Genomic DNA, 12,781 nt, shown 5'->3' with positions numbered 1-12,781 from the left:
CTCGGGGAGGGCGTCCGCCGGGGAGCGGGCGGCTACTCGTTGGCCGCCCGGGGCCGGTCGCCGTCCTCGTACTGGTCGAAGAGCGGGGTGCGGCCGCGCTCGCGGGAGCGGCGGGCCGAGGCGGCCCGGCGGGCGTCGGTGCGGCCGTCGTCGGCGGCGGGCCGGTCCTCGTCCGGGTCCGGGGGCCGCTGCGCCTCGGGGGCGGCCTGCTCCTGCTCCGGCACGGCGGCCGACGAGCGCGCCGAGCTCCAGGTGTCCGGCGCGCCGAGGTCCACGTCGGAGGTGGCCCGGGGGGCGACCGGCGCGGTGACGTACGTCGGCAGCGGCACCGGGACCGGGTCCCAGCTGTCCCCGTGGCCGGGCCGGCGGCGCTCGCGCTGCTGGTCCAGCCACTCGGCGTGGTCGGTCTGCTCGACCAGGGCCCGCCGGTCGGCGGCGAGGGCGGACAGCCCCGGGTCCGTTTCGGGCTCGGCGCCGGGGTCCGGTTCGTCCGCGTCCTCCTCCGCGCCGGCGCGCCGGCGCGGCTGACGCCGGTTCTCCCGCAGCCGCTGCGCCGCGGCCTCGGCGCGGCGGCGGTCCATCTGGTAGGCGAAGCGGCGGCGCTCCTGGACGCGCAGGTACGCGATGTACGCGCTGAGCAGCACGGCGGGCGCGGCGGGCGCCCACAGGAAGGCGAGTCCGCCGACGGCGGCCACGACGGCGCCCAGGGTGAAGGCGAGGAAGAGGACGACGGTGGTACGCCGACGGCGCGCGAGGACCCGCGAGCGCCGGGCGCGTGCCGCCGCGGCTTCCGCGCCGGGCGCGCGCCGGGGCGCCGGGACGCGTTTGCGCGCGGGCGTGTCGGCGGATTCGTCCGCCGGTGCCGCACCCCGGTCCGCCGGTCCGGTGTCCGGCTCGGCGGCGGATGCGGTCACCCGCTCGGCCACCCGCGCGGGCGCCGGCTGCGACGCCGGCTCCGGCCGGTCCGGCGCCGGGGGGCGCTCCGGTTCCTGGGTCCGGGTCGGGGGTACGGCGAAGGCCCGGACGTCCACCGAGTCGGTGACGGCGTCCGGCGACACGGCGCGGGGCTCCCCCTCCTCGGTGGAGCGCGCCCTGAGGTCCTTGGCGTACCGGCGCTCCATGCCCGCCCGTCCGGACAGCAGCCGGATGGCGGTGCTGAAGCGTTCCGTCGGACGGGCCTCGTTCAGCTCGTCCTGCCTACGGAGCCACATGGGCACCAAGTAGGCGGCCCAGGCCCCGACAATGACTGCGTAGATGAGGCCGCTGCTGCTCACGCCTCACACGGTAGAGGGGTTTACGCAAGGCCATCGGCCAATTGGGCCGGTGTGTCGCACGATCTGGCTGATATTTCGAACTTTTTTTGCGACAGATGCGATCAGCGGACCGTCAAGGGAGCGAATTCATTGACCCCGAACCGAAATTCGAACACTTATTCAATTTGTGGGCCGGGGGCGTCGATGCGCGCACTCACCGGCCGGTCCGGGCGTCGTCAGGCCGGTCCGGGCGTCGTCAGGCCGGTCAGGATGCCGTCAGGCCGGTCAGGATGCCGTCGGTCAGGCCGGATTGCTCTTCGGCGCCCGCTGGGCGCGGCTGCGCCGCCAGCGGCTCAGCAGCCCGTCGGGCACCTCCTCGGCGGTGAGCGCGAAGACCAGATGGTCGCGCCAGGCCCCGTCGATGTGGAGATAACGGGGCCGCAGCCCCTCCTCGCGGAATCCGAGTTTCTCCACGACCCGGCGGCTCGGCCCGTTCTCGGGGCGAATGCACACCTCGATGCGGTGCAGGCCGACGACGCGGAAACAGTGGTCGACGGCCAGGGCGACGGCGGTCGGCATCACGCCGCGCCCGGCCACCGACTCGTCCACCCAGTAGCCGACGTGGCCCGAGCACATCGAGCCCCAGGTGATGCCCGCGACGGTCAACTGACCGACCAGCCGCCCCTGGTACTCCACGACGAACGGCAGCATCCGGCCGACGCGGGCCTCGGCCCGCAGGTGCCGCACCATCTGCCGGTAGGTCGGCCGGTGCGTGACCGGACCGGCGGGCGTGGGCGGCGGGATGGTCGCCTCCCAGGGCCTGAGCCAGTTCCGGTTGCGCTGGTTCACCTCGCGCCAGGCCCGCTGGTCGCGCAGCTTTATCGGCCGGAGGACGACATCGCCCTCCGCGAGCACGACGGGCCACGATGGGCTGTTCAGCTGGCACCCCCACTCTCGGCGCCGGGTCTGGGATGGTCGCCGCCGCGCAACTGGTCGACGGCGTGCTTCAACAGCGGCTCCAGGACGGCCAGTCCGTCCTTCACTCCACCCGTCGAACCCGGCAGGTTGACGATCAGCGTCCGCCCGGCCACTCCGGCCAGGCCCCGGGACAGCACCGCGGTGGGCACCTTGTCCCGGCCGAAGGCGCGGACGGCCTCGGCGATGCCCGGCACCTCGTGGTCGATCACCCGGCGGGTCGCCTCGGGGGTGCGGTCGGTGGGCGAGATGCCGGTGCCGCCGGTGGTGACCACGACGTCGTACCCGGCCGCCACGGCGGCGCGCAGGGCGGTCTCCACCGGATCGCCGTCCGGGACGACCCGCGGGCCGTCGACGGCGAAGCCGAAGCGGGTGAGGCCGTCGGCGATCAGCGGGCCGCCCTTGTCCTCGTAGACCCCGGCGGCGGCCCGGTTGGAGGCCGTGACCACCAGCGCCCGGTAGGTCCCCCGGTCCGCTGCGGCGGCGGTCATGCCCGGCTCCAGTCGCCCGACTTGCCGCCCGTCTTCTCCTCGACCCTGACGTCCGTGATGACCGCTCCCTTGTCGACCGCCTTCACCATGTCGATCACGGTGAGCGCGGCGACGGAGACCGCGGTGAGCGCCTCCATCTCGACGCCCGTGCGGTCCGTCGTCTTGACGGTGGCCGTGATCTCCACGGCGTCGTCCGCGACCGACAGGTCCAGTTTCACACCGGAGACCGACAACGGGTGGCACAGCGGGACGAGGTCCGGGGTGCGCTTGGCGCCCATGATCCCGGCGATCCGCGCGGTGGCGAGGGCGTCGCCCTTGGGCATCCCCTCGCCGCGCAGCAGCTCGACGACGCGGGGCGAGACGAGGACCCGGCCGCTCGCGCGGGCGGTGCGCGCGGTCACGTCCTTGGCCGACACGTCGACCATGCGGGCGGCGCCCGCGTCGTCGATGTGGGTCAGCCGGTCCTGCGCGCTGTCCTGGGCTCGGTGCTGCACGCTGTCCTGCACGGGTCCGGGGGTCTCCCCCCGGGAAGGTGTGGTCATGCTCTGTGGCGCTCCCGGTCCGGGCCCGGCGCGGTGCGGCGCGCGGGCCTGCTGTGCGCGACACGGTACCGCCAATCAGGGCCGGTCAGCCGAGCAGGACCACCTCGACCTCGGTGCCGGGCTCGACGGACTCGGTGTCCTCGGGGACGACGATGAGGGCGTCGGCCCGGGCGAGGGCCGCGATCAGGTGGGAGCCGGAGCCGCCCACGGGGGTCACCTCGCCGTCGAGGTACCTCCCGCGCAGGAACTGCCTGCGGCCCCGCGGCGAGCTGAGCGCCCGGTCCGCCGCGAGGGTCGCCCGGGCGGTCGGCCGGTGCAGGTCCTCAAGGCCCATCAGGACGCGGATGACGGGGCGGACGAACAGTTCGAAGGAGACGTAGGAGGACACCGGGTTGCCGGGCAGCGCCAGCAGCGGGACGTGGTCGGGGCCGACGGTGCCGAAGCCCTGGGGCTTGCCGGGCTGCATGGCGATCTTGCGGAACTCCACGCCGCCGCCCGCCTCGTCCTCGTCGCCGACGTGCGAGAGCGCCTCCTTGACGACGTCGTAGGCGCCGACGCTCACCCCGCCGGTGGTGACCATCAGGTCGGCGCGCACCAACTGGTCCTCGATGGTGGTGCGCAGGGTGTCGGCGTCGTCGGCGACGGCGCCCACGCGATAGGCGATGGCTCCCGCGTCCCGGGCCGCCGCGGTCAGGGCGAAGCTGTTGGAGTCGTAGATCTGTCCGCCGGCGAGCTGCTCGTCGGGCTGGACGAGTTCGCTGCCGGTGGACATCACCACCACGCGCGGGCGCGGGCGCACCCGCACCGTGCCGCGGCCGATCGCGGCGAGCAGCGCGATCTGCGGCGGCCCGAGGACCGTGCCGGCGCTCAGGGCCCGGTCGCCGGAGCGGACGTCGCTGCCGGCGGCGCGCACGTGCGCGCGGGCCTCGGCCGGGCGGTGCACGCGCACCTGCCCGGTGGCGCCCTCGGGGGACAGGCTGCGCGCGAGCATCCCGGAGACCGGGCCCTCGCCGAGTCCGCCGTCGGTCCACTCCACGGGGACGACCGTCTCGGCGCCGGGCGGCAGCGGGGCGCCGGTCATGATCCGGGCGGCCTGTCCCGGGCCCACCTGCAGCAGCTCGGCCGCGCCCGCGGCGACGTCCCCGACGACCTCCAGGACGGCCGGGAACTCCTCGCTCGCGCCCGAGACGTCCGCGACCCGCACCGCGTACCCGTCCATGGAGCTGTTGTCGAACGGCGGCAGGGAGAGGGGCACCGTGATGTCCTCGACCAGGACGCAGCCCTGCGCGTCGAGCAGTTGCAGCTCGATGGGCTCCAGGGGGCGGACGGTGGTGAGGACGTCCTCGAGGTGCTCGTCCACCGACCACAGGCGGTCGGGGCCGGCGGTGCCGGGCGCGGCGCTGCTCAACGTCGTCACATCTCCTCGGCTACGTACCGCTTGAGCCAGTTCCTGAAGTCCGGTCCCAGGTCCTCACGTTCGCACGCGAGCCGGACGATGGCGCGCAGGTAGTCGCCGCGGTCGCCGGTGTCGTAGCGGCGGCCCTTGAAGACGACGCCGTGCACCGGGCCGCCGGCGGCGTCGGTCGCGGACGAGTGGTTCTGGGCGAGCTGCTGCAGGGCGTCGGTGAGCTGGATCTCGTTGCCGCGGCCCGGCTCGGTCTTGCGCAGGATGTCGAAGATGTGCGGGTCGAGGACGTAGCGGCCGATGATCGCGTAGTTGGACGGGGCCTCCGCCGCGTCCGGCTTCTCGACCAGGCCGGTGACCTGCACGACGTCGCTGTCCCCGGTGACCTCCACGGCGGCGCAGCCGTAGAGGTGGATCTGCTCGGGCGCGACCTCCATGAGGGCGACGACGCTGCCGCCGTAGACCTCCTGGACCTCGATCATCCGCTGCAGCAGCGGGTCGCGCGGGTCGATCAGGTCGTCGCCGAGCAGGACGGCGAACGGTTCGTCGCCCACGTGCGGGGCGGCGCAGAGCACCGCGTGCCCGAGGCCCCTGGGGTCGCCCTGGCGGACGTAGTGGATCATCGCCAGGTCGCTGGACTCCTGCACCTTGGCGAGCCGCTCGGCGTCGCCCTTGTTGGCGAGGGCCGACTCCAGCTCGTAGTTGCGGTCGAAGTGGTCCTCGAGAGGGCGCTTGTTGCGGCCGGTCACCATGAGGACGTCGTCGAGGCCCGCGGCGACGGCCTCCTCGACCACGTACTGGATCGCCGGCTTGTCCACGACCGGCAGCATCTCCTTGGGAGTGGCCTTGGTGGCCGGCAGGAACCGGGTGCCGAGGCCGGCTGCGGGGATGACAGCCTTGCTGATCCTGGGGTGCGACTGACTCATGGCGGCAACCTTATCCGCTGCCTTTACGTGAATCGGTTTCTCCGGTTCATTGCCCCATGTCGGTACATGCACCAGAACCTGAGGAAGGGTACGGAAGCTGCCTTGCACGACATCCGACGCGTGACGGAGCCCGGCAAGCGGTCGCTGCGGCGCGATCTCCTCGCGGCGCGCGACAGCCTGACCGCGGACGAGGTACGGGAGGCGGGGCGGGCGCTGGCCCGGCACGCGCTGGAGCTGCCCGAGCTGGCCGGGGCCCGCACGGTGGCGGCGTACGTCTCCGTCGGCGCCGAACCCGGCACCCACGACCTGCTGGAGGCGCTGTACGCGCGCGGGGTGCGCGTCCTGCTGCCGGCCCTGCTGCCCGACAACGACCTGGACTGGGGCGCCTACGGCGGCGAGGGCTCCCTCGCGCGCCGCAGGCACGGCGGCCGGATGGAGCTGTTCGAGCCGTCCGAGCCGCTGCTCGGCCCGGACGCCGTCACGGCCGCCGACGCCGTCCTGCTGCCCGGACTCGCCGTCGACGCGCGCGGTCTGCGGCTGGGGCGCGGCGGCGGCTCCTACGACCGCGTCCTGGCCCGTCTGGAGCGCGCGGGCGCGCATCCCGCGCTGGTGGTCCTGCTCTACGACCCGGAGGTCGTCGACCGGCTCCCGGCGGAGGAGCACGACCGGCCGGTGCGGGCGGCGGTGACGCCTTCGGCGGTGCACCGCTTCGCCTGACGCACGCCCCTGGACGCGCCGACGGCCCGACGTACGCCCCCGGGTGCGCCGACGGCCCTCCACGCGCGCGCGTGGAGGGCCGTCGGAGGGGCGGTGCGGCCGGCCGCTCAGGGCTTGAGCACCAGGGTGTCGCTCGTGCTCTTGCCGACCGCGCTCGCCGAGAACGACCACGGCAGCAGTTCGCCCTTGGCCCACATGCCCGTCTGGTCGGTGTAGTGGGCGCTGAAGGCGTGCCCGGACGCGCCGGTGAGGTTGATCCACTTCGACTTGTCGAGGTCGGCGAGGTTGACCACCATCCGCATGGACGGCACCCACACCACGTTGTAGCCGCCGGCCGCGTTCCACCCGGAGGCGTTGACCGCCGCCTCGCCGCCGCTGAGCTTCCAGGGGCCGCGGTTGAGGATGTACTGGAGGAAGCCGGGACCCTCGGTGCCCAGGGTCTGGTTCTTCAGGAACAGGCGGTGCAGCCGGCCCCAGCTCCAGGTGTCGATGTCCTTGCCGAGCTTGGCGGTCAGCTCCCAGCGGGCGTCGATCATGGCGCGGGCGAACAGCTGGTCGCGGTTGTCGGCCTTGGGGCGGGTGCCCGAGGCCGGCGTCTTCCACCAGTCGCTGTTCTGGTCGTCCATGAGGCTCCGGACCACCTCGAACCAGCGGTCGCCGCCGTCGGGCTGCGCCTGGTCGGCGTCGCGCTCGCCGCACTCGCGGACCTTGGTGGTCTCGTCGACCGGGCCGGTGTTGCCGGCCGGCTCGACCCACAGGCACTGGCCCTTGACCCGCAGTTCCTTGGGCAGCTTGTTGCCGAAGGCCAGCTTGAGGATGTTGCGCCAGACCGCGTTGAAGTAGGCGGCCGCCGCCGAGTCGGCGTCCTGGGTGTAGTCCCAGCCCTCCAGGAGCTTCTGCGCCTGGCGGACGTCCTTGTCCTTGAGGTCGATCTTCAGCAGCTTGGGCACCAGCAGCTTGGCGATCTCGCTGCTGTTGTCCATCTGCATCTGCCGCATGTCCTCGGTGGAGATCTTGCCCCCACCGTCGATCTTCGACTGGATCAGGTCGGTGATCCGCTGGCTGCGGGCGCCGTAGCCCCAGTCCGTGGTGAGCGTGTACGGGTACTTGTCCTGGTCGACGACGGCCTGGTTGGCGGTGACGATGTAGCCGCGCTTGGGGTTGTACTCGTAGGGCAGCTCGGCCTGCTCTATGTAGCCCTTCCAGTCGTACTTCGAGTCCCAGCCCGGCGCGGGGACGGAGCCGTCGTCGTTCTTCGCGCGCAGCGGGATGCGGCCGGGCAGCGTGTAGCCGATGTCGTTCCTGGTGTCGGCGTAGATCATGTTCTGCGAGGGCACGTCGAACAGCGCCGCCGCCGACCTGAAGCCGCTCCAGTCCTTCGCCCTGTCGATGGCGAAGACGGCGTCCATGGTGGTGCCCGGCTCCAGCGCGGTCCACTTCAGCGCGATGGCGTAGCCGTCGCCGCGGTCGGGGGCGGCGGTGTTGACGGTGGCCTTCTTGCCGACCTGCACGAGCTCGTCGTCGCGGTCGGACAGCAGCGGCATCCCGTCACGGGTCTCACGGACGACGATCGTCTTGGAGGCGCCGCCGGCGACCTTGATGGTCTCCTGGCGGGTCCGGAACGGCACGGTCTTGTTGTCGCGCAGGTAGCCGTCGCCGCTGAGCTTCTCCAGGTACAGGTCGGTGACGTCGACGCCGGAGTTGGTCATGCCCCAGGCGATGTCCTGGTTGTGGCCGATGACCACGCCGGGCATGCCCGCGAAGGTGTAGCCGGTGACGTCGTAGGGGCACTTGCCGGAGACCGAGCGGCAGTGCAGGCCCATCTGGTACCAGACGGAGGGCAGCGCGGGCCCGAGGTGCGGGTCGTTGGCGAGCAGCGGCTTGCCGGTGATCGTGTACTTCCCGGCGACCACCCAGGAGTTGGAGCCGATGCCGTCGCCGTTGACGCCGACGGCCGCGGGCAGGTCCTCCATGACGTCGTGCAGGCCCATCAGCTGGCCCTGCACCCCGGAGCCGGACGAGCCCGCCGTGCCGCCCGAGCCGGTGGCGCCGCCCGAACCGGTGGTGCCGGTCGTGGCGCCCGTGCCCGCACCCGTCGTCGTGCCGGATCCCGTCGTAAGGCCCGCGCCGGACGATCCGGTCGGGTTCGTCGAGGAGTCCGTGCCGGACGGGCTCGACCCGCCGTCGCCGCCGTCGAACGCCTGGGTCAGTTCGTCGTACTGGCCCTGGGTGACGATCGGCTTGTTCCGGCTGTAGGGGTAGTCCGGGTACAGGTCCTTGATCTGCTTGGGGCCGAGGCGGCTGGTCATCAGGGCGCGGTCGATCTCGTCCTGCATGTTGCCGCGCAGGTCCCAGGCCATCGCCTTGAGCCAGGAGACCGAGTCGACCGGCGTCCACTGGGCGGGCTTGTAGTCGTTGGTGAGGCCCAGGGCCGCGTACTCCAGGGAGATCTCCTTGGCGGAGCGGCCCTTGAGGTAGGCGTTGACGCCCTGGGAGTAGGCCTGGAGGTACTTCTTGGTGGCGGACGACAGCTTGGTGTCGTACTCCTGCTTCGCCACGCGGTCCCAGCCCAGGGTGCGCAGGAACTCGTCGTTCTTGACCTGCCCCTTGCCGAACATCTCCGACAGGCGCCCGGAGGTCATGTGCCGGCGCACGTCCATCTCGTAGAACCGGTCCTGCGCCTGGACGTAGCCCTGCGCCATGAACAGGTCCTCGGGCGAGGAGGCGTAGATCTGCGGGATGCCGTAGCCGTCGCGCTTGACGTCGACGGGTCCGGACAGGCCCTGCAGGGTGGCGGAGCCCTTGGTCTGCGGGAAGGAGGCGCGGACGGTGCTGATGGACCAGAAGGCCCCGTAGGCGATGCCGCCGATGATGGCCAGCACCAGGACGATCACGACAAGTCGGGCCTTTCGCCCCTTCTTCCTGCCGGACTTGCCGGGCTTGGCACCCGTTGTGGCGGTGGTGTTGGGGGGCATCGCTGTCCTTGCTGTCCTAACGCGAGCGGCAGGTCGGGCTGTGACTTCGAATGAGCGCTGGAGCAACCATAGGCGCAGGGGCCGATCGCACTTGACGCGGAGTCGGGTCCCGGCCGCGGACGGGCGTTCGATCTTCCCGCGAGAAGCGTCAAGAAAGCGTCAAGAGTTAGGTAAGGTAACGAAGTAACCGGACGACTCGGCGGCTCGGCATGCCGGGGCAAGTCGGTCAATCCGGATAATCCGGACCGGAGAACTCGGGGAAGGAACCGCCACTGACTGTTCACCACCTCAACCAGCTCCTGCTCGCCTGCTCCCTCGTCCTGCTCGTCGCCGTGGCAGCGGTCCGGATCTCCTCGCGCAGCGGGCTCCCCAGCCTGCTCGTGTACCTGGGGATCGGCATCGTCATGGGCCAGGACGGCCTCGGTCACGTCCACTTCGACAGCGCCGAGATGACCCAGGTCATCGGCTACGCGGCCCTCGTGGTGATCCTCGCCGAGGGCGGCCTGGGCACGAAGTGGAAGGAGATCAGGCCGGTGCTGCCGGCCGCCTCCGTGCTCGCGCTGCTCGGCGTCGCCGTCAGCGTCGGCGTCACCGCGGCCGGCGCCCACTACCTCGTCGGCCTGGAATGGCGCCAGGCGCTCATCATCGGCGCAGTGGTCTCCTCGACGGACGCGGCGGCCGTCTTCTCCGTGCTGCGGCGCATTCCCCTGCCCGCGCGCGTGACGGGCACGCTGGAGGCCGAGTCCGGCTTCAACGACGCCCCGGTCGTCATCCTGGTCGTCGCCTTCTCCACGGCCGGCCCGGTCGAACACTGGTATGTGCTGGTGGGCGAGATAGCGCTGGAGCTGGCCATCGGCGCCGCGATGGGAATCGCGGTGGGCTGGCTCGGCTCCTGGGGCCTCAGGCACGTCGCCCTGCCCGCCTCCGGCCTCTACCCGATCGCCGTCATGGCGATCGCGGTCACCGCCTACGCCGCCGGCGCGCTGGCGCACGGCAGCGGCTTCCTCTCCGTCTACCTGGCGGCGATGCTGCTCGGCAACGCCAAGCTGCCGCACTGGCCCGCCACCCGCGGCTTCGCCGAGGGGCTCGGCTGGATCGCCCAGATCGGCATGTTCGTCCTGCTCGGCCTGCTGGTCACCCCGCACGACCTCGTCGACGACATCCCGGCCGCCGTCGTCATCGGCCTGGTCCTCACCATGGTCGCGCGCCCGCTGAGCGTCCTGGCCAGCCTGATGCCGTTCCGGGTGCCCTGGCCGGAGCAGGCCCTGATGTCCTGGGCCGGGCTGCGCGGCGCCGTGCCCATCATCCTGGCGACCATCCCCATGGTGAACGGCGTCGCCCACAGCGAGCGCATCTTCAACATCGTCTTCGTCCTGGTCGTCGTCTACACCGTCGTTCAGGGGCCGACCCTGCCCTGGCTCGCGCGCACGCTGCGGCTCGGCCAGAGCGAGGGCCCCGCCGACCTCGGCATCGAGTCGGCGCCCCTGGAGCGGCTGCGCGGCCACCTGCTGTCCGTCGCCATCCCCGAGGGCTCGCGGATGCACGGTGTGGAGGTCGCCGAGCTGCGGCTGCCCGCCGGGTCCGCGGTCACCCTCGTCGTCCGCGACGGAAAATCGTTTGTCCCGCTGCCGACGACGGTCCTCAGGCGCGGCGACGAACTCCTCGTGGTCGCCACCGACCCGGTCCGCGAGGCCGCGGAACGGCGGCTGCGCGCGGTCGGCCGGGGCGGCAAGCTGGCGGACTGGCTGGGCGCGAACGGGGCGAGCGCCGGCGGCGCGCGCTGACGCGGCGCGGGTCCACGCGGCGCGGCGGGCCGAAGCGGCGCGGATCCACGCGGCGCGGGCCGAAGCGGCGTCGGGTGCCGGAGGGGCCTCCGTGAACACTGCGTTTCCCACGGTCCACGCCCGTCCCTATCCCAGGCGTACGGCGGTCGTGGTGCCCGTTTTCACAGGTGCACGAGCACCCGGCCCCTGTACGATGAAGGCGCACCCTGATCGAACCAACTCTGCCTGACGCAGAGCTGGCGCGACCGTATGGCGGCCGGGTCGCCCCCGTGAGCGGGCCCCGGCATCTACCGCAGTCCGCGCAAGAGGACAGCTCTCGGCGCGCCCGTACCAGGGGCCGCGCTACCAGGCGGCAGAAAGGCACGGCCGTGGGATCCGCGGTCACCACCACCGAACCCGCGAAGACCTCGACGGCATCCTCCCGCCCGGGATACGGGCAGCTGCTGCGCACCCGCGGCGCCTGGACGTTCCTGCTTCCCGGTTTCGCGGCGCGCCAGCCGTTCGCGATGCTCACCATCTCCATCGTGCTGCTGGTGCAGCACACCACCGGCTCCTACGGCGCGGCGGGCGCCACGGCCGCCGTCACCGGTGTCGCCATGGCGCTGTTCGCGCCCTACAGCGGGCGGCTCGCCGACCGCTACGGGCAGCGCGCCGTGCTGCTCCCCGGCGTCCTGGTGCACACCCTGTCCGGCCTGGCCCTGACGTCGCTCGCGCTCGCGCACGCCCCCCTGTGGGCGCTGTTCGCCGCGGCCGTGCCGACCGGCGCCTCGGTGCCGCAGATCGGTCCCATGGTGCGGGCCCGCTGGGGCGTCACCCTCAAGGACTCGCCGCTGATGACCACCGCGGCGGCCTTCGAGTCGGTCACCGACGAGCTGACGTTCGTCTTCGGCCCGCTGCTGGCCACCGCGCTGTGCACGGCCGTCGCCCCGGCGGCGGGCCTGCTCACGGAGGCGGCCCTGACCCTGGTCGGCGGTCTGCTGTTCGCCGCGCAGAAGCGCACCCAGCCGGCCGTCGCCGCGGGGGGCGGCCACGCGCACGCGGAGCACGCCTCCGCGCTCGCCGTCCCCGGCGTGCGGGTGCTGGTGGCGGCCTTCCTCGGCATCGGCACGGTCTTCGGCGGCATGCAGGTCTCGCTGGCCGCCTTCACCGAGTCCATCGGCGAGCCCGGCCTCAACGGCGTGCTGTACGGGACGTTCGCCGCGGGCAACATGCTCTCCGGCGTCGTGTGCGGCGCGATCGCCTGGAAGGTGGCACCGCAGCGCCGCCTCCTGGTCGGGTACACCGCCCTCGCGGTGGCCGCCTCCGCCCTGTGGACCGCGCACTCGGTGCTCCTGCTGGCCGCGCTCGGCCTCCTGGTCGGCATGTGCATCGCGCCCTCCCTGATCACCGGCTACACCCTGGTCGAGTCCCTGGTCCCGGCCGGCGCCCGGACCGAGGCGTTCACCTGGCTGACGGGCGCGGTCGCGCTGGGGCAGGCCGCCGCCGTCACCGTCGCCGGACAGCTGGAGGACCACCTGTGGGGCGGCGCCGGATTCCTGGTCCCGATGACCGGCACGGTGCTCGCCCTGCTGACCCTCGCGACCCTGCGCTCGCGGCTGACCGCCCGGGCCGGCGGCCGCACCGTGGCACGTGGCGTCGGTCACCGCTCCCCTGTCGCAGTGGACTGACGCCACGGAATACGTCACTATGGTTCGTCGTTAGCACTCATCGAGT

General features: G+C 72.7%; 10 protein-coding genes. 3 read left to right on the top strand and 7 right to left on the bottom strand.

What is annotated here, in order from left to right:
- Positions 1-32: 32 nt before the first annotated feature.
- The 6 genes from glpR to galU all read right to left on the bottom strand — a co-directional run bounded on the left by glpR (position 33) and on the right by galU (position 5,592).
- Complete coding sequence (gene glpR / locus ACH5A8_RS17810; RefSeq protein ID WP_399002917.1) at positions 33-1,274, bottom strand: gephyrin-like molybdotransferase receptor GlpR; 1,242 nt, start codon at positions 1,272-1,274, stop codon at positions 33-35.
- 279 nt (positions 1,275-1,553) lie between these two features.
- Positions 1,554-2,168 carry a GNAT family N-acetyltransferase gene (locus ACH5A8_RS17805; RefSeq protein WP_399002915.1) on the bottom strand — a complete coding sequence of 205 codons (615 nt, stop codon included), beginning with the start codon at positions 2,166-2,168 and terminating at the stop codon, positions 1,554-1,556.
- A 20-nt stretch (positions 2,169-2,188) separates the two neighbouring features.
- Positions 2,189-2,719, bottom strand: coding sequence for a molybdenum cofactor biosynthesis protein B (locus tag ACH5A8_RS17800; protein ID WP_399002913.1), 531 nt, complete (start codon positions 2,717-2,719; stop codon positions 2,189-2,191).
- Positions 2,716-3,261: a cyclic pyranopterin monophosphate synthase MoaC gene (gene moaC / locus ACH5A8_RS17795; RefSeq protein ID WP_399002911.1), complete on the bottom strand. Its 546-nt coding sequence runs from the start codon at positions 3,259-3,261 to the stop codon at positions 2,716-2,718. The genes ACH5A8_RS17800 and moaC overlap by 4 nt, the downstream gene beginning before the upstream one ends.
- 85 nt (positions 3,262-3,346) lie before the next feature.
- A complete protein-coding gene (gene glp, locus ACH5A8_RS17790) occupies positions 3,347-4,669 on the bottom strand; it encodes a gephyrin-like molybdotransferase Glp (RefSeq protein WP_399002909.1) in 1,323 nt (440 codons plus the stop codon).
- A 5-nt stretch (positions 4,670-4,674) separates the two neighbouring features.
- Positions 4,675-5,592, bottom strand: a complete 918-nt coding sequence (galU, locus tag ACH5A8_RS17785; protein WP_399002907.1) for a UTP--glucose-1-phosphate uridylyltransferase GalU — start codon at positions 5,590-5,592, stop codon at positions 4,675-4,677.
- Positions 5,593-5,694: 102 nt separating this feature from the next.
- Here galU and ACH5A8_RS17780 point away from each other — a divergent pair, with 102 nt between their 5' ends.
- Positions 5,695-6,309, top strand: a complete 615-nt coding sequence (locus ACH5A8_RS17780; protein ID WP_399002905.1) for a 5-formyltetrahydrofolate cyclo-ligase — start codon at positions 5,695-5,697, stop codon at positions 6,307-6,309.
- A gap of 107 nt (positions 6,310-6,416) precedes the next feature.
- Here ACH5A8_RS17780 and ACH5A8_RS17775 read toward each other — a convergent pair whose 3' ends face one another.
- On the bottom strand, positions 6,417-9,284 hold the full coding sequence (locus ACH5A8_RS17775; protein ID WP_399002903.1) for a penicillin acylase family protein: 2,868 nt from the start codon (positions 9,282-9,284) through the stop codon (positions 6,417-6,419).
- A 272-nt stretch (positions 9,285-9,556) separates the two neighbouring features.
- Between ACH5A8_RS17775 and ACH5A8_RS17770 the strand changes: the two genes are divergently transcribed.
- Both ACH5A8_RS17770 and ACH5A8_RS17765 read left to right on the top strand, forming a co-directional pair.
- Complete coding sequence (locus ACH5A8_RS17770) at positions 9,557-11,068, top strand: potassium/proton antiporter (RefSeq protein WP_399003195.1); 1,512 nt, start codon at positions 9,557-9,559, stop codon at positions 11,066-11,068.
- A 368-nt stretch (positions 11,069-11,436) separates the two neighbouring features.
- Entirely contained in the window at positions 11,437-12,735 is a 1,299-nt protein-coding gene (locus ACH5A8_RS17765; protein ID WP_399002901.1) for an MFS transporter, read from the top strand.
- Positions 12,736-12,781 lie beyond the last annotated feature (46 nt).

Origin of the sequence: Streptomyces sp. NPDC018610 (genome assembly GCF_044391765.1) — a bacterium.
Lineage (GTDB): Bacteria > Actinomycetota > Actinomycetes > Streptomycetales > Streptomycetaceae > Streptomyces.
Note: the sequence above shows the minus strand (reverse complement) of the source record. Positions and strands in the feature narration are given on the sequence as shown.